Annotated in this window: 10 protein-coding genes; 4 read left to right on the top strand and 6 right to left on the bottom strand. The window is 67.6% G+C overall.

Translation table 11 applies throughout. The features are described 5' to 3' along the window. Nucleotides 1–15 precede the first annotated feature (15 nt). On the top strand, nucleotides 16–1,584 hold the full coding sequence (locus tag VFZ09_RS27765; protein ID WP_329730736.1) for a helicase-related protein: 1,569 nt from the start codon (nucleotides 16–18) through the stop codon (nucleotides 1,582–1,584). Between the two features lie 1,879 nt (nucleotides 1,585–3,463). Here VFZ09_RS27765 and VFZ09_RS27760 read toward each other — a convergent pair. From VFZ09_RS27760 to VFZ09_RS27735, 6 genes are all read right to left on the bottom strand, one after another. Then, nucleotides 3,464–4,690, bottom strand: coding sequence for a DNA cytosine methyltransferase (locus tag VFZ09_RS27760; RefSeq protein ID WP_329730700.1), 1,227 nt, complete (start codon nucleotides 4,688–4,690; stop codon nucleotides 3,464–3,466). A gap of 317 nt (nucleotides 4,691–5,007) precedes the next feature. Further along, a complete protein-coding gene (locus VFZ09_RS27755) occupies nucleotides 5,008–6,657 on the bottom strand; it encodes a sensor histidine kinase (protein ID WP_329730699.1) in 1,650 nt (549 codons plus the stop codon). Next, nucleotides 6,654–8,030 (bottom strand): peptide ABC transporter substrate-binding protein, encoded by a 1,377-nt coding sequence (locus VFZ09_RS27750; RefSeq protein ID WP_329730698.1) that lies wholly within the window; start codon nucleotides 8,028–8,030, stop codon nucleotides 6,654–6,656. Before VFZ09_RS27750 ends, VFZ09_RS27755 begins: the two co-directional genes overlap by 4 nt. After that, a complete protein-coding gene (locus tag VFZ09_RS27745; protein WP_329730697.1) occupies nucleotides 8,027–9,406 on the bottom strand; it encodes a VCBS repeat-containing protein in 1,380 nt (459 codons plus the stop codon). Before VFZ09_RS27745 ends, VFZ09_RS27750 begins: the two co-directional genes overlap by 4 nt. Next, nucleotides 9,403–11,991, bottom strand: coding sequence for a PBP1A family penicillin-binding protein (locus VFZ09_RS27740; RefSeq protein ID WP_329730696.1), 2,589 nt, complete (start codon nucleotides 11,989–11,991; stop codon nucleotides 9,403–9,405). The genes VFZ09_RS27745 and VFZ09_RS27740 overlap by 4 nt, the downstream gene beginning before the upstream one ends. Nucleotides 11,992–12,120: 129 nt before the next feature. After that, entirely contained in the window at nucleotides 12,121–13,170 is a 1,050-nt protein-coding gene (locus VFZ09_RS27735; protein ID WP_329730695.1) for a tetratricopeptide repeat protein, read from the bottom strand. Between the two features lie 274 nt (nucleotides 13,171–13,444). On the opposite strand from VFZ09_RS27735, the gene xth reads away from it, so the two are divergent. The 3 genes from xth to VFZ09_RS27720 all read left to right on the top strand — a co-directional run bounded on the left by xth (nucleotide 13,445) and on the right by VFZ09_RS27720 (nucleotide 17,187). Next, nucleotides 13,445–14,215, top strand: a complete 771-nt coding sequence (gene xth / locus VFZ09_RS27730) for an exodeoxyribonuclease III (RefSeq protein WP_329730694.1) — start codon at nucleotides 13,445–13,447, stop codon at nucleotides 14,213–14,215. A 215-nt stretch (nucleotides 14,216–14,430) separates the two neighbouring features. After that, complete coding sequence (locus VFZ09_RS27725) at nucleotides 14,431–15,381, top strand: acyl-CoA dehydrogenase family protein (RefSeq protein WP_329730693.1); 951 nt, start codon at nucleotides 14,431–14,433, stop codon at nucleotides 15,379–15,381. Between the two features lie 168 nt (nucleotides 15,382–15,549). Continuing rightward, nucleotides 15,550–17,187, top strand: coding sequence for a GMC family oxidoreductase (locus tag VFZ09_RS27720; RefSeq protein WP_329730692.1), 1,638 nt, complete (start codon nucleotides 15,550–15,552; stop codon nucleotides 17,185–17,187). Nucleotides 17,188–17,220 lie beyond the last annotated feature (33 nt).

Genomic DNA, 17,220 nt, shown 5'->3' with positions numbered 1-17,220 from the left:
CACCGCGTGGACTACATGTTCACGACGTTTGAAGTCGAGCCATTTCTGCCCGACATTGTAATTGCAACACCCGACAAGTTGCTCTACGAGGCCACTGTCCAGAAGCACGAAACTTATCGCATAGGGCTTTTTGGCGCGCCGGTGCGCCGCTGTACTTTGTGTGGGCGTGCATGCCCAGATGTCCATCTGCAACTCAAACCGGATGCGATGCGCTGCCAGCAGTTTCATAGGAACGCTGGTTGTCCTGGGACTACACGAGGGCCGATAGAGGTTCGTCCCATTCGGTACATGGGCTTCGATGAGGTGCACAGTCTTTATGGTGTGACTGCAACCTACCTGTCAATGTTCCTGGCCAGCCTTCAGGCGCTACAAGTATTCCTCTCTCAGCGGCGAGAGGGCGGTCAAAATGGTGTTGGTATTCGATTTGAGACGGCGACTGCAACTATATCCAACGAGACGGAGCTTATCGAAGCGCTCACGAGACGGCGTCAGTCAGTTGGTGAAATTCTTTTGATTCCAGCAGAGGGACAGGCGCACGATTATTTCCAAATCGTCAATCCATCAGTCCGCCATCGAGTGCTCGTTACTTTACCAACGCGTACTTCCTCTAAACGGGCATTCATCCAATCCATCCTGAATGCTTACGAGCACCTGCACGGCCAGCGAGCCGACCTTGAACCACGGCTAGCATCGATGACGCCACATTCTCAGGATTGGCGTTTTCTCCTCGGTTATCTCTTCAAAAAGCAGGAAGGCGCGGACATGCGGCGTGCTTTGCGTGACATGTACCGCAACACTGTGGGAGATGACCTGAGAGTCGAGTTCTTGAGCGGAGAGGCTCCGAAGGACCAGATCAGCAACATTCTGACGCGAGCACTGCAAGGTGAAATCGACATCCTGCTAGCGAATCTCGTAATTAGTCTGGGTGTCGATATCCACGGGTTAAACCACATGGTCATGCTCGGGATGACGCAGAGCTTCACTGAATTCGTGCAAACTGCCGGACGGACGGGGCGCGGACTGCGCTCAAGTGGTCACGTGCATGTGATCCTCCAGCCGTTCAATCCTCGTGATGCGTATGTGTACCGTCACTTTCACGCAGTGCTCTCTGATGTGAGCGGCTATTACGACGTGCTACCGGTTAAGAGTACGAATCTGTTCTGTGCCGGTGAAATGTTCGGAAATATCGTGAAGGCCACTCTTGTGGGCCTTTGTTTCCGTCCCCAGCGACCTCGCTGGCCAAATGCGATTGGGGTCCGCGATGCACTTGGCGGCAGGGATGCGCAGATACGTGGTGGGCTTGCTGGGTTGCTCTGCGATGACCCTCAGTTGCTTGCGGATACTCGTGACCTCGTTGATACGCGATTCCGCGCGTTGATGGACCAGCTGTCTCAACAGAACGCCTTTCTTTCTGCCATCATGACTGCGCCGACATCCGATTGGCTGATACGGAGTCTTCGTGGGCGTCCAGGAAACGTGGTCCGAGTGACGTGTGCTGACGATGCGCTGCTTGCTCGTCTTCGCGCACCTGAGGGGGGACAGCCAGAAGACGAGCTTGGCGATGATACGCTGGTCTCCAATTGAACATTGGTATTCTGAACGCTTTCACTGAGTAAAACCATGTCTCGACCTCAAAGTATTTCTCCCTTGCAGGTTCTATATCAAGCATTTCCAGATGCAGTGCGCTTTGTGCATGGCCAGATAACGCGTGTGCGGACGATCGTTTCCTCTCGTGGTGATCGTGAAGATCCTCTGAGTGGATTGGTGCGCCGCTCTCTGGCGCGGCGCATCTTGGTTGAGCTGCAACGTCGATATCAGCATGACACGGATCTCGCAGCGCGCCGTGTTTTACGCAGGAACGCTGCTGGCAGCAGCGCCGCCGTAGGGGCTCTGCCCCAACCTGAGCCTGATTTTGTGCTCCCTGATGGGTTTGATGCGTTTTTAGAAAATCCCAGCGCAGAGAGCACTGGTGGGACGGACAATAGTACGCCTTCTCAGCCGCAGCTCCCTGCTGAGGGAGACATCAGCTTGATTGAGGTTGATGAGGACGCGATCGTTCGAACGCGAGTCTTTCCAAGGACTGTTCATTGTCAGCGCTGTGGGCATTTTTTCCTGCTGGATCCGAGCAATGTGCCTTCTACTCTCGGATGCCCATGTTGCCGACAGAGCATGCTGCGCGTTGAGCCTATTATCTTCGTTTGTGGCCGATGCGGCGACATGCGTGAACTAGTTCCACCACTTGAACGGCGTGGTGACATGCGACGCCCTGGGATGGCCGAACATGCCCTCGGTGCAGCGACTGTGTGTCCAGACTGCGGGCGCGGGCACGTGCATCTTGAGAAGCACGGGACCAACCAGGTCGCACAATGGGAATGGCGCTGCACCGCACGTTGTGGCTATCAAATCGTACTACAGCAGCGCTGCCTGCGTTGCGCTCTGCCATCTGCCGGGGATGCCCAAGGGAGCGTCATCTTTATGAACGCAGTGCCTGCGAGCGCGCCCAATGCTTTGCAATCGTTGGTACACCAGGAAATGTACGTCAACAATCGTCCGGTTGACCCAGTAACGCTCCACGCTGCTGCTCGTGAAGCGGTTACACGTCGTATGTCAGATGCATTTCTGGTTGACATAGCAGACAGGGAACAGGCGCCCGCAGATTCCCTCGATAATGAGGCACTCGCCACGTTACGTAACGCTTGTATTGCGCGTGCATTCTTGGTCGGTGGAGTGTCAGCTGTGACTGTGGCATACGGGTATAAACCGGGCAATGCTGCCGCACATCCTCAGTCGCGGGTCGCGCCCGATGAGCGTCTCGCTACTCTTTTTGGTGATCCGGAGGGCTACTCTCGCTTCCGAGCCTTCTCTCACTCGACCATTGGCAGTGCCCTTGTGCTGCAATTCGATCCTGTGCGTGTCCTGGAACGCCTTGGTCTCGATTCGACGAGCACGCTGGAGGATGTGCTCGCGCAAGAGTCGGCATCTATCTCCAGTCGAGAAGTACGCGATCTCTTGACTACAGAGGGACAATCAATTCGCGCTTACCGGGCACTGCATGCGGTAGAGCATGCCCTCCTTAACGCAGCAATGCGTCAGATTGGAAGTGAAACACTCGGTGCGCGCCTTTTCCCAGCAACTGCTACGGTGGTGCTGTTCGAGAAGAGTTCAGTTGGGCGTGGAGGCGTCATCCAACTCGTTAATGGAGGCGCAGGCCTCGTGCAGCTCGTTGAAGCTGCGCGTGACTTGACACTTGGCTGTGCTCAGGGGTGTGCAGATGGCTGTCCGACTTGTGCGTACGTGGCTCGTGATCAGTATTGCGTACACCCGCTAGATGAACTCGGAGCGGCGTGGCTACCAGCGAACATCCTTCTTAGCAGACGTGGTGCAGCCGCGATACTCAGCGAGGAGTATACCAGCTGAGCGAAGTCCCCATGAGCAGGCGTGCTCATTGCATGTATTATGATGGTTAAATGGTTGGGTGATCGGAATTTGTGCCTGAGAGTGCGCGTGCTCCGGGCCCTTTCCCCTCTCCGGGGTGTGCCTCGTGTTTCCCCTTGTATTTGTAGTAGGCCGCAGGAACTTTGCGAGCCCGCTCTTTACGCGGCACGTCGAATCTTTGGGATAGGCGTAGCCTTGGGGGGTGTTCAATATCAGGTAGGTCTAGCAACTGCGTTCGAATAGCTCTCGCGAGTACTTCAGCCAAGAGCGAGGGTACTGCGTTGCCGACTTGTCGCTGGATGGTGTTTATGCTTCCTAGAATATTCACTTCGTTGGGAAACGTTTGAAGCCGACAGAGTTCCCGCATACTGAGCCGGCGGTTCTTCCAGTGGAATGGGCCGGAAGCAGGCCCTGGTTGTGCGGGAATCGTCCATGAAGGAAGCTGCTTAGAAAGCTTCAGTAGGAAACTCCAGTACCGGCATCTCCATCCGAATAGCGGCTCTCCTTCGCCCTCTGGAGTGTGGTGCAGGTAATTGCTCCCCTCCGGAACTGAGGGCAGCAGGTCCGCCCACTTGCCCTTTACCTTGAGTTCAGGCGAGGTGTCGTTTTTAAGATCTCCAATTGCATCCCACGCAGTACGGTACTTTTCCAATGCGGAGTCTGGGGGAGGCGAACTTGCATGGGTGGGTGATGGGAACGTGAAGGCGCGCCCATCTCTCGCTGCAATCACAAAAAGTCTTTCTCGGATTTGAGGCACACCAAAATCCGCGGCGTTAAGGATTTTATACTTCGGTATGTAATTGCTGCCTGTCCGATGGTTGATGCGCTCGAACTCCTTGAGCAGCATTTGCAGGCCTTCGTCCTTGCCGCGGTATCCGAGCCCTACAACGTTCTCAAGCAACACGGCTTGAGGTTGTGCTTCTTCTACTACGCGGAGGAAATGCTCCAGGGTATTAGCTCTTGGGTCTGCCAGACGAAGTGTGTCCTGTCGCTTCCAATAACCAGCTTTACTGAAAGGCTGGCAAGGCGGCCCACCAATCACGAGTGCCGCTTGCCCCTTCTCAAGGCCTGCCTTTTCCAGGATCTTGTCCGTGGATACCTTAGTGAGATCGTTCTCCATGAGAGGCCAGTCCTTTCGATTGGCCTTCAGCGTCCGGCAACAGTCAGCATCCATCTCTACCGCAATCGCGGTCCGAAAGCCGGCGGCCTCGAATCCGTAGTCGAGACCTCCAGCACCAGTAAAGAGGCTGATCACTGCTGGTTCATTTATACCTCTCCGCACGCTTCCTCCCTGAGTGTCAGTCGTCCCATCTCACAAACGGACCTGAACTCCCGATTTCCGCGCGGACTATAGAGCCCTGCTTGGCAGGAGTAGAGCGCTACATGCTTGAAAGTGCTTCTTGAGCCGTGCTTCTGCCGCACAGTGTGAGCCCGCTTCCGAGGTAATTACCTAAAAGGTGGGTAGATTGTGCCAACGTCTTAGGTGATGTGGCAAGCCGAAATCTATTAGGAACTCATCTGGGCGGAGAAAATGCGGCAGGCACCCCTTACACCTTGGTTTCTGCGGCGTCGTCAGCGCTCGCGCGGCAGCGACAAGGTGAAGCAGGCGCCCTGGCCGGGCTCGCCGCCCACGTCCAGCTTGCCGCCGTGCTCCTGGAGGATCCTCGCCGCAATTGCCAGTCCCAGGCCCGTGCCGCCCTCCTTCGTCGTGAAGTAGGGCTCGAAGATGCGCGCTCTGTGCTCGGGCGGAATCCCCGGGCCGCTGTCCTGCACCTCCACCACCGCCTCTTGCTCGCTGCCTCGCACCCGTACGTGCAGCGCTCCGCCTCCCTTCGCCATCGCCTCCTCGGCGTTCTTCACCAGGTTCACCAGCACCTGCGTCAGCTGATCCCGGTCCGCCTTCGCCACCACCCCCGGCTGCACCTCCGAGTGGATGCTGATTCCCTCCGGGGGTGACGCGTAGAGCGACAACACGCTCTGCGCCAGCTCGCCCAGGTCCACCGGCTCCAACTGCGGCTTGGGCAACCGTGCGAACCGGCTGAACTCGTCGACGATCCGCTTCAGCCGGTCCACCTCTTCCAGGATGACGCCCGCGCTCTCCCGGAACAGCGCCGGGAAGCGCGCGTCCCGCGCGTCCTGCACCGCCATCAGCGTCTCCAGCGACATCCGGATCGGCGTCAGCGGATTCTTGATCTCATGCGCCAGCCGCCTCGCCACCTCCTGCCATGCCGCCACCCGCTCCGTGGCCACCAGCCGCTCCGTCGTCGAGCGCAGCTCCGTCGTCATGTGGTTGAACGTCTTCACCAGCTCGCCCACCTCGCCCGTGGCCTTCACCTGCACCTGCACGTCCCACGCCCCCTCGCCCACGCGCCTCGCTCCCGACGTCAGTGCCTCCACCGGCTGGGTGATCCGCCTCGACATCAGCAGCCCCAGCAGCACCGCGAAGCTCAACCCCAATCCGGCCAGCAACAGGAACGAGCGGAACACGCCCACCGTCGCCTCCCGCTCCGCCGCCCGGCTGAACACCAGCCGCACCGTGGCGGCCTCGCCCAGTGGCAACACGCGCGCCACCGTGGGCGGCGTCACGCTCCCCGCCCTCGCCACCACCGTGTCCCCCGACAGCAGCGCCACCTCCGCCCCCGTGAGCCTCGACAGGTGCGCCGCCAGCCCCTGGTCCAGCAGCACCCCGCCCACCACCCACAGCCGCGAGTCCCCGTAGTCCACCGGCCTCGCAGTGACGAGCGCGGGCACCTCGCGCAATCCCTGGTCCCCTCGCACCGCCACCTTCACCGGCACCGGCTTGGGGGACTTCTCCTTCGTCACCGCGAAGAGCGCGGGATCCGGATCTCCCCGGCGCGCCGGCAGGTGCCCGGAGGACAGCGTGGTGCCCTTGCGATCGAAGAGCGACAGCACCGTCAGGCCCCGGCTCTTCATGAGCGGTTGGGCCGTGTCCGCGCGGATGGCCCGGGCGGGCGATTCACGGGCCTCGCGCGCCAGGTCCTCCATGGCGGAGCTCTCCACCAGCTCCTCCACCGCCCGGCGCGCGTTGGCGGCGGCTCGCTCGACGGCCTCCTGCGCCGAGGCCGTGGCGCCTTCCATGCGCGCGTCCAGCCCTCGCGACAGCGTGGTGCGCAGCTCCGTCAGCGTGAAGGGCACCATCACCGCCAGCGGCACCAGCGCCAGCAGCGCGAAGGCGAGCGCCAGCCTCGTCCTCAGTCTCATCTCCGGGCTCCCGGGACACCCGTCACCGCCGGTTGCAGCCAGGCCCCGTCCAGCATGGGCAGCCCCTGGGCGTCGAAGACGAGGCCTCCCACCTCCGGCGCCGCGCGCAGTGCCAGTCCCTGCGCGTACAGCGGCAGCAGCGGCACCGACGCGGCGAGCGCCAGGGCCCGCTCCCTCGCCCGCGTGTCTCGCGCCGCGGCGTCGGGCAGGGCGCCGATGCGTGGCAGCTCCACCCCGAGCAGATCCTTCCGGCCCGCGGCGTCCAGCACCACCGCCAGCGCCGGGCCGGGCACGGGCGGCAGCAGCAGCGAGTGCAGCATCAGCTCGTACTCGCCCCGGGCCCAGCGGGCGCGCAGCTCGGCGCGAGGCAGGGGCTCCAGGGCCACGGTGTAGCCCCGGTCGTGCAGCCGCACCTGGAGGCGCTCGGCCACCGCGCGCTGGTCCTCGTTGCCCGCGTCGTACACGAGCGTCACCTTGCGTCCGGCCTGGGCCGTGGGCGGCGGTGTGGGGCGCGCACCCGGGGACACCGGGAGCAGCGCGGGCGGAAGCAGGTTCGGCATGGGCACGGCCGGCCCGCGCACGAAGAGGCGCGTGAGATCCTCGCGCTCCAGGGCGCTCTCCACCGCCTGCCGGAAGTCCGGGGGCACGCGCCTCGGAGACCAGGCCAGGTACGTGGCGTACAGCGCCGCGCCCGAGGGCGTGCCCGCGTCGGCCAGGACGCCGAGCGCCACCTGGGCCTCCTGGTTCGACCACAGGCGCGACAGTCCCCGCTCATCGGTGGCCTGCAGGCGCACCCTGTCCAGATAGGGCCGGCCCTGGCTCCACGCGAGCCGCGCTTCCACGGTGTTGGCACCGACGGCGGAGAACGGGCCGAGCGCGGCGGGAACGGAGCGCGGCGGAGCGAGCGCGGGGTGGCAGAGCGCGCGCTCCATGTCCGGCCACGGGAAGCCGAGCGCAAGCTCCAGGGTGTCGCCGGTGGGGGAGAGCAGCCGGCCCTCGCCGCGCAGTGGGAAGAGCAGGGCGCGGTAGGGCGAGGGGGCCTCGGTGCCGGCGAGCCGGATCCACGCCCGGGCGAGCGCGGTGGCCTGCGCGGGCGAGGCCAGCGTGAGGCGCACCACCTGCGGAGCGGGGCGCGACAGCTCGCGAGCGAGCGCGGGTGATGCGTGCCCGTCCGGGGCCAGCTGGCAGGCGGGCCGCGAGAGCAGCCCGAGCAGCGTGGCCTCGAGGGGGCTGTCGGCGAGGGCCGGCTCACCGGGCTCGGCGGGGCCGGTGTGGGCGACGCGCAGCTCGCCTCCGTACGGAATGCGGCCAGCGCCGAGCGACGGCGTGGCCCCGAGCAGGAGGAGGCTGGCGAGGGCGTGGCGGAGCGTCATGGCGCACCCTGGCGCAGGAGGAAGAGCTCGCCGGTGCCGTCCGGCTTCGTGAGGCCCACCACCACCTCGCGGCGCTTGTCCCCGTCCAGGTTGGCCGTCACCACGGACAGGGCGCGGCCGGAGGGCAGGGAGCCCTGCCACAGGGGCTCATGGGCGGTGGGCTCGCTCCCATTCGTCTTGAAGACGCGCAGGGCGTCCGGCGAGGGTTGGAGCTCGGGCGAGGTGGTGAGCAGCTCCGGCGTCCCATCCCCGTCCAGGTCTCCGAGCGCGCTGCCGGCGCCGAGCCCGGAGAGCGGCACGGGCGCCACCGAGGGCTGGGAGAAGAAGGAGGCCGAGCCATCCGGGTGGACGAGGAGCACACGGGAGTTGGCGGCGCTGAAGGTGGTGATGCGGGACGTCACCGCCAGCCGCTGCTCGCCGGTGCCGAGCCGCACCTCGGGGGCGAAGGCCGTCTGGCCCGGGACGAAGCTGCCGCGCGCATCGGGGCCCAGCGGCACGGCCTCGATTCGGGACACGCCCCGCAGTGCGCCGTTCTCCAGCGTGAGCACCTCGCCGTGGGCGAAGCGGGTGGACCAGGCGGCGAGGCGCGGTGGCCCGGAGAGCACGGCGAGCGCCCCGAAGGGCTCGCGGGTGGGGGCGGGGCCCGGGGGCAGCATGTCCAGCGAGCGCTCCGCGAGGAGGCTCCCCTCGGCGGTGAAGACGTGCACGGCGTGCGCGGTGAGCACGGCCACCTCGTCCTTGCCGTCCCCGTCGAGATCTCCCGCGGCGAGCGCGGCGGGCGGAGAGGGCAGGCGCGCGAGCACGGCACCCAGCAGGCGCAGGGGGCGCGGCTCCTCGGGGGCCGGAGTGGGCGTGCGCGGAGGCTCCACGGCGGCGAGCGCGAGCGCCGCGGCATCCGCCTCCACGGCCTGGGCGATGGCGGCGGCGGGCGAGGGCGCGCGGGGGGCGGTGCGGCCGGACCAGAAGTTCACCCAGGTGCCGAACGCATCGCCGCGGGCGCGCAGCTCGCCGGCCTCCACGCTCAAGCTGAGACGCACGAGGGCCCGGGCGCCCTGCTCACGGGCGAGTGTCTCGGCGGCCTCGGGCGAGGGGGCCTCCAGCATCTCCAGGACAAAGGGAGCGAGCCCGGCGGAGGCGAGGCGCGAGGCGAGCAGCGTTCCGAAGGCGCGCCGCAGCTCGGGGGTAGCGCCGGAGAGGTGGAGGGCCACGGGGGCTTCGGGCTTCATCGCCCGCACGTCCGTGGCCACGGCCTGGGCGAGCCGCTCGAGGGCGGGCGTGGCCGGGGCCGTCGTGGCGGCCGGTGGCGGAGCGGGAGTCTGGGCGGCCGGAGCGGGCAGCGCGGCCAACAGGAGGGCGGCGGCGAGGGCCCGGCTCACAAACCCCCCCGGCTACCTTCCTGGAGGAAGAAGTCGCTCGGGCTGACGTGGCCGGGCGGGGGCGCCTCGGCGGTGGGCTGGGTGCCATCCAGGAAGGACTCGAGCCGGCCGGGCACGGAGTTGCCCGCGAGCAGTCCGGTGACGGGATCGATGCGCACCTGCACCACGCCCGGGGGAATCTCGAACTCGCGCGAGGGCAGGCCCTCGTGGGCGGCGCGCATGAACTCCAGCCAGATGGGGAGCGGGGCGCGGCCACCCGTCTCGGAGCTGCCCAGGGGCGAGTGGTCATCGAAGCCCACCCACGCGCTGGCCACCCAGTCGGCCGTGTAGCCGGAGAACCACGTGTCGCGGCTCTCGTTGGCGGTCCCCGTCTTGCCGGCGGCGGGGCGGTTGAGCTCCGTCACCGCGCGGGCCGTGCCCTCCTCCACCACGCTGCGCATCAGCGACGTGGTGAGGTAGGCCACCGCCGGGGGCAGCGTCTCCTCGAAGGCCGGCTGGTGCTCCTCGAGTACCTTGCCCCGCGCGTCCGCCACCTTGAGGATCATCAGCGGCTCGGCGTAGCGGCCGTTGGCCTGCAGGGTGGCGTAGGCGTTGGCGGCCTCCAGCAGCGTCACCTCGCCGGTGCCCAGCGCCAGGGTGAGGTTCTCCGGCAGCTCCGAGCGGATGCCCGCGCGGCGGGCGAAGTCGATGGCCGTGGCGGGGGTAATCGCCTCGATGAGGCGCACGGACACGGTGTTCTTGGACCTGGTGAGCGCCTGGCGCAGCGTCATGGGGCCGTCGAAGGAGCGGTCGTAGTTCTGCGGCTTCCACGTCTTGCCGGTGTACGGATCGCGGATGGCCTCGGGGGCGTCGTTCACCGTGCTGATGGGGGTGAAGCGGCCGCTGCCGAGCGCGGCGCCGTAGAGGAAGGGCTTGAAGGACGAGCCGGGCTGGCGCCTGGCCTGTGTGGCGCGGTTGAAGGGCGAGGCGGCGAAGTCGTAGCCGCCCACCAGCGCCACCACGTAGCGGTTGCGCGGGTTGATGACGACGAGGCCGCCCTGCACGAGCGGCACCTGATCCAACGTGGCCTCGAGCAGCGCGGGCGAGGGCGTGGCGCGGGTGATGCGCACCCGGACGATGTCGCCGGGCTTCATCACGTCGGACATCTTCGAAGGGGCGCCCTTGCCCTTGAAACGCGCCCAGGTGACGGTGGAGAAGGTGATCTCCGCGGCGCGGCCCACCAGCTCCACGCGGGCCTTCTTGCCCGTGTCATCCACCTGGGAGACGAAGCCGTGCACCTTCAGGCCCTCCTTCAGGGGCTGCAGCTGCACCGCGAGCGCGAGCTTCTCGTCGGCGGAGAGCCGGGCCTCCTCCTCCTGCTCGGTCTCGGTGACCACCGCGGGCGTCTGCTCGGGCGGCGGGGGCGTGGTGGGGGACTGCGCGAGCGAGGCCAGGTCGGCCACGTAGGCGCCTTCCTTCTGGCGCCGGCCCGCCTCCTCGATCTGCTTCGCGATGAGGGGCTTGAGCTGCTCGAAGCGCGCGGGCTCCAGCGTGCCCACGGGGCCGCGGTAGCCCTGGCGTCGATCCACGGCCTCGAGTCCCTTGCGCACGGCGTCGTCGGCGATCACCTGGAGCTTGGGATCCATGGCGATGTCCACGCGCAGGCCGCCGGTGAGCACGGCGTCACCGCCGTAGCGCGCCACCAGCGTGCGGCGGATCTCCTCGGCGTAGTACGAGCCCACCTCGGGAGGAGGCCGCGGGGAGAGGACGATGGGCTTGTCCATCTCCTTGTCCACGGTCTCCTTGGGGACGAAGCCCTGCCCGGCCATCTGCCCCAGCACGTAGCGCTGGCGCTGCTTGGCCTTGACGATGTTCTTCTCCGGGTTGATGCGGTTGGGCGACTGCACCGTGCCCGCGAGCACCGCGGCCTCGCCCACGGTGAGGAACCTGGCCTGCTTGCCGAAGTAGTAGAGCGCGGCCTCCTCGATGCCATCGCGCCCCTGCCCGTAATAGGACTGGTTGATGTAGAGGCCGAGGATCTGATCCTTGGTGAGCGCCTGCTCCACGCGCGGGGTGAGGATCCACTCGCGAATCTTGCGCGCGAGGCTGCGCTCGGGCGTGAGCAGCATGTTCTTCACCACCTGCTGCGTGATGGTGGAGGCACCGGACTTGCGGCTGCCGGGGATGAGGTTCTTCACCGCGGCGCGGATGATGCCGAAGATGTCGAGGCCCTCGTGCTTGTAGAAGTCGGCGTCCTCGGCGGCGAGGAAGGCGTTGCGCACGTGGGGCGGCAGCTCCTTGACGTCCACCACGGTGCGGCGTCCCTGCGGCTGGAAGAACTCGGAGCAGATGGAGCCGTCGGCGCAGCGGACCTTGGTGACCTGGGGCAGGCTGTAGTTGCGCAGCGCCTCCACCGAGGGGAGATCCCGGCTGTAGTACAGGTAGGCGCCCAGGACGGTGAGCGCGAGCAGCACGAGGCCCACGGCGCCGAGGACGAGGAGCCGCTTCGTCCATCGCCACAACCGGGCACCCAGGCCGGGACGGGCCGGAGGAGCCGGGGGTGCCGGAGGCGTGGCGGGAGGAAGGGGGGAGGGCTGGGAGCTCATCTCTCGGGCCGGGTTCATGGGACGCGGGGACAACAAAGGGGGGGGCGACGTTAAACCGCCGGGCGGAGAACCGGAATGGGCAGGAGGCCCACCGGGCGGGGGGCCTCCCGAGACACGCGGGGCCCCTGACTATTCCGGGCACCCCGGGGACGTCCGTCCCCCGAGGATCGCCTGGACATCGACGGAGGCGCGGGCCTCGCGATTCAACCGCTGGAGGTTGAGGCGGGCCTTGAGGTCCCCCGGGGACAGCCGCGTGGCGGTGTCGAAGGCCATGCGCGCCTCCTCGTAGCGGCCGAGCCGCTCGTAGGCGAGCCCCAGGTTGTTGTGGACGTAGCCCACCTGGGGAAGCAGCCAGGCGGCCTGGGCGAGCGCCTCGACGGCGAGTGCGTCCTGGCCGGTCTGCAAGTAGGTGAGCCCGAGGTTGTTGAGGGCATACCCGTGGTACGGGTCGAGGTGCACGGCCTGTTTGAACCGGATGATGGCCTCGGTGAGCTGGCCGGCGGCGAGGTGGATGCGGCCGAGCACCTGGTAGACCTCGGGGTACTCGCGGTCGAGCTCGAGCGCGGCCTCGGCGGCGCGGAAGGCGCCCTCGGTGTCGCCGAGCTCCAGGAGGAGACGGGCCTGCTGGACGAGGGGCTCGGGGCCGTCGGGGAAGAGGACGGCGAGCTCGCGGTACGCGTCGGCGGCGAGCTGCTTCTGGCCCGAGAGGCGGGCGAGCTCGATGAGGGCATCGAGGGCCTGCTCGGCGGCGTCGACGTCGTCACCGGCGTCGTGGACGGCGCGGCGGGCCTCGGTGAGGGCACCGGAGAGGTCACCCTCCTCACGCAGCGCGCGGGCGCGGTCGAGGTGGGCCACGGGGTAGAGGTGCGGCTCGTGCGGGAGCGAGAGGGAGTCCGCGGGCTCTGCGGGGGCGAGCTCCTCGGCTCGCGAGAGGGGCTCGTCCGGCATCTGGGGAGGCGGGGGGAGGCCGGCCGTCTCGGGCAGGGCATCGCCCGGCGAGGGGAGCGAGGGCGGGGTGGAGAAGGCGACCTCGGTGGTGGGCTCGCGGGAGGGGAGCACCCGGTTGTCGAGGCGGTTGGCGGTGGACGGGAGCAGCCCCTGGGGCCGCCGCAGCTGGCTGACGTCGCAGGCGGTGAGGGAGAGGGCGGCGAAGCAGGCGGACAGGACGGTATTCCTCATGGTGCGGCTCCTTGTCGGGAGGAGCTCATTGCGACGCCCGTGCCAGCCGTGTCGCGGACTCCCTCTCCCTCTGGCAGAGGGCGGGGGTGAGGGTCTCCGAGGACGCCTCCCCGCTCCCCGGACAGCCTCCGTGCGGCCGGTGGGCCACACCGGGGAAACCCGGGGCCCGAGGGCCGCGGTGCGACAGTGCGCTACAGGACCCACGAGGGGGCCGCGGTGGGGAGGAGGGGAAAAACCGTGGCGGGGTGGAAAGTGACGTGCGACGTTGGGCGGGATGAAGATCGCTGCCTGGAACGTGAATTCGGTCCGCGCCCGGCTGGACCGGCTGGTGGATTGGCTGAAGAGCACTCAACCGGACGTGGTGTGCCTGCAGGAACTGAAGTGTCAGGACACCGAGTTCCCGATGGAGGCCGTGCGGGAGGCGGGCTACCACGCCGCGGTGCACGGGCAGAAGACGTACAACGGGGTGGCCATCCTGGCGAAGACGGAGCCCCAGGATGTGGTGAAGGGCCTGTCGGACGGGGTGGACGACACGCACGCGCGGCTGATCGCGGCGACGGTGAACGGGGTGCGGGTGGTGAGCGCGTACGCGCCGAACGGGCAGTCGGTGGGCTCGGAGCAGTACGAGTACAAGCTGGAGTGGTACGGGCGGCTGAGGCGCTACCTGGACACACGGCATAAGCCGGGCGAGCCGCTGGTGCTGTGCGGAGACTGGAACGTGGCGCCGGCGGACATCGACGTGTGGGATCCGGCGCTGTGGCAGGGGCAGACGCTCTGCACGGACAAGGAGCGCAAGGCGCTCGAGCACCTGTGCGGGTTCGGGCTGACGGACACGTTCCGCAAGCTGTACCCGACGGAGCAGAAGTTCAGCTGGTGGGACTACCGGATGCTGGCGTTCCCGAAGAACCAGGGGCTGCGCATCGATCACATCTTCGCGACGGCGCCGCTGGTGGAGCGGCTGGTGGCGGCGGGAGTGGATCGGGACGCGCGCAAGGGGAAGCAGCCGTCGGACCACGCGCCGGTGTGGACCGAGTTCAAGGACTGACGCGGACGCGAGGGGCCGGACAGCGCGCGACGGACACGAAGAAGCGCGCGGCCTCTCGGAGGGGCAAGCAGTTCGTGGCCAAGCTCCACGCGCGGCAGCAGCCGGTGCCCCCCCTTCCGGGCGCGCGCTTCCCCAACTGGTCCGACAATCGGACCAGTTGCTCGACTTCGAGTCCGGCAGGTCCCCGGCCTCCGGGATTCGTCTAGAGTGGCCGGATGGACGAGCTCCTGCGGTTCCTCCTCTCCGAGCCCCCCACGCCAGCACCCCTCGGCTCCGTCGGGGATTGGTGGACGCGGCACCTTCAACTGTCCTCGCGCTTCTCCCTGCCCGTGGACGTAGCGTTCGCCGGGGGCTTCGCGGCGGATCGCCTGGGCTACGCGTTCGCCTCGGGCTACCACTCGGCCCTGCGCGCCTTGTTGCCCCAGCTGCCGCCCCGGCATCGCTATGCGCTGTGCGTCACCGAGGCCGGGGGCGGACACCCCGCGGCGATGCAGACCCGGCTCACGGATTCGGGCAAGGGCGAGCCGCGGTTGGAGGGCACCAAGGCCTTCGTCACCCTGGGCACCGCGGCGGACGAGTTGCTGGTGGTGGCCAGCGAGGGACAGGACGCACAAGGGCGCAACCGGCTGCGGCTGGTGCGAATCGACTCCCGGCGCGCGGGGGTGACGGTCACCGAGCTGCCCGAGACCCCCTTCGTCCCCGAGGTGCCCCACGCGGAGCTGCGGCTGCACGACGTGGCGGTGGCGCCCGAGGAGGTGCTGCCGGGCGATGGTTACGAGCGCTACGTCAAACCGTTCCGCACGGTGGAGGACTGCCACGTGTTCGCGGCGGTGCTCGGGTGGCTGCTGCAGGTGGCGCGGCGCTCGGGCTGGCCGGACGAGGTGCGCGAGGAACTGCTGGCGCTCGCGGTGACGATGCGGGGACTGGCGCAGGCGGACGCGGCGTCACCCGCGGTGCACCTGGCCCTGGCGGGAGCCATCGACCTGCTCCGGAGACGGGTGGACGGGCTGGGGACGCTCTGGGAGCAGGTGGCCGCGCCCACGCGCGAGCGCTGGGAGAGGGACCGGCTGCTGCTCAACGTCGCGGGCAAGGTGCGAGCGAAGCGGCGGGAGACGGCCCGCCAGAAACTGACGCCCTCCGAGGGTGGACAGACCTCGCTGGAGTAACACCGACCCCATCTCCCCTCTCCCTTCGGGAGAGGGACAGGGTGAGGGTGCCACGGGCCCCGGGTTCCCACCCGTGCCCGGGTGCCTGCCCTCCGAGCGGGAAGATGAGCGCATCCAGCGCGCTCCCGGGTAGTCTGTGAACCATCCCCGGTAGGGGGGGAGGACACGATGGATTTCGACTGCGACTGGCTCATCATCGGCTCGGGCTTTGGCGGCAGCGTGAGCGCGCTGCGGCTGACGGAGAAGGGCTACCGGGTGGTGATGTTGGAGAAGGGCCGGCGCCTGCGGGCCAAGGACTTCCCCGAGACGAACTGGAACCTGAAGAAGTGGCTGTGGATGCCGCAGCTCGGGTGGCGGGGCCTGTTCAAGATGACGTTCTTCCGCCACGTCACGGTGCTGTCCGGCGTGGGCGTGGGCGGAGGCTCGCTGGTGTACGCGAACACGCTGCCCATCCCGAAGGATGACTTCTTCCAGGCGCGCTCCTGGGGGGCGTTGGCGGACTGGAAGACGGAGCTGACGCCGCACTACGCCATGGCGCGCAAGATGCTCGGGGCCACGGTGAACCCGCTGCGCACGCTGCCGGACGAGATCATCCAGCAGGTGGGCAAGGACATGGGCCGCGAGGACTTCCAGTCCACCACGGTGGCCGTCTACTTCGGCAAGCCCGGGGTGACGGTGCCGGACCCGTACTTCGGCGGCGAGGGCCCCGAGCGCACCGGCTGCAACGCGTGCGGCGGCTGCATGACGGGCTGCCGCTTCAACGCCAAGAACACGCTGGACAAGAACTACCTCTACTTCGCCGAGAAGCGCGGCCTCCAACTCCACGCGGACACCGAGGTGACGTGGGTGCGCCCGCTGCCCGGTGGCGGCTACGAGGTGGAGGCGCTCGAGGGCACCTCGCGCTTCTCCCGCCGCAAGCGGCGCTTCACCGCGCGCCAGGTCATCTTCTCCGGCGGCGTGCTGGGCACGGTGGACCTGCTGCTCAAGCTCAAGGCCCACCCGGACGGACTGCCCCGGCTGTCGGACCGGCTCGGCGATGGCGTGCGGACCAACTCGGAGGCGCTCATCGGAGTGATCGCCGGCAAGCGCTTCCACGACAAGGACCTGTCCAAGGGCATCGCCATCGGCTCCATCCTCCACACGGACGCGCACTCGCACCTGGAGCCGGTGCGCTACGCGGCGGGCTCGGACTTCTTCCGCTCGCTGATGGCGCCCCACGTCGGAGGCACCACCGCCCTGTCGCGCATGGCGAACCTGGCCGGCCTCTTCCTGCGCCACCCGCTCAAGGTGTTCCGCTCCTGGTTCACCCGCGACTTCGCCCGCCGGTCGATGATCCTCCTCTACATGCGCACGCTGGACGGACACCTGCGCATGCGGCGCGGGCGCGGGCTCTTCACGGGCGGAACGAAGGGCCTCACCACCGGCCTGCAGGAGGGCCCCGCGCCCACCGCGCACATCCCCGAGGCCACCGAGCTGGCCCACCGCGTGGCCGAGAAGCTGGACGGCCTGCCCATGACGCTGGCCTCCGAGTCGGTGATGGGCATCCCCACCACGGCCCACATCCTCGGCGGCTGCTGCATGGGGGACTCGCCCCAGACGGGCACCATCGACTCCCAGCACCGCCTCTTCGGCTACGAGGGCCTGTACGTCATCGACGGCTCGGCCATCTCCGCCAACCCGGGGGTGAATCCCTCGCTCACCATCACCGCGTTGGCCGAGCGCGCCATGACCTTCATCCCCGCCCGGCAGCAGGTGGACGAGCCCGTGCGGGAGATCGCCGCGCGTCCCACCGCCGTTGGCGCGTGAGCTTCACGGCGGTTGCATGGCTGGTGGGGGAGC

Source organism: Archangium sp. (assembly GCF_036277355.1).
Taxonomy (GTDB): domain Bacteria; phylum Myxococcota; class Myxococcia; order Myxococcales; family Myxococcaceae; genus Archangium.
Note: the sequence above shows the minus strand (reverse complement) of the source record. Positions and strands in the feature narration are given on the sequence as shown.

Bases quoted from the DNA above. Each gene is read 5' to 3' on its own strand.
- VFZ09_RS27735 (WP_329730695.1), bottom strand. From the start codon at position 13,170: ATGAGGAATACCGTCCTGTCCGCCTGCTTCGCCGCCCTCTCCCTCACC.
- VFZ09_RS27750 (WP_329730698.1), bottom strand. From the start codon at position 8,030: ATGACGCTCCGCCACGCCCTCGCCAGCCTCCTCCTGCTCGGGGCCACG.
- VFZ09_RS27740 (WP_329730696.1), bottom strand. From the start codon at position 11,991: ATGAGCTCCCAGCCCTCCCCCCTTCCTCCCGCCACGCCTCCGGCACCC.
- xth (WP_329730694.1), top strand. From the start codon at position 13,445: ATGAAGATCGCTGCCTGGAACGTGAATTCGGTCCGCGCCCGGCTGGAC.
- VFZ09_RS27720 (WP_329730692.1), top strand. From the start codon at position 15,550: ATGGATTTCGACTGCGACTGGCTCATCATCGGCTCGGGCTTTGGCGGC.
- VFZ09_RS27755 (WP_329730699.1), bottom strand. From the start codon at position 6,657: ATGAGACTGAGGACGAGGCTGGCGCTCGCCTTCGCGCTGCTGGCGCTG.
- VFZ09_RS27765 (WP_329730736.1), top strand. From the start codon at position 16: ATGTTCACGACGTTTGAAGTCGAGCCATTTCTGCCCGACATTGTAATT.
- VFZ09_RS27725 (WP_329730693.1), top strand. From the start codon at position 14,431: ATGGACGAGCTCCTGCGGTTCCTCCTCTCCGAGCCCCCCACGCCAGCA.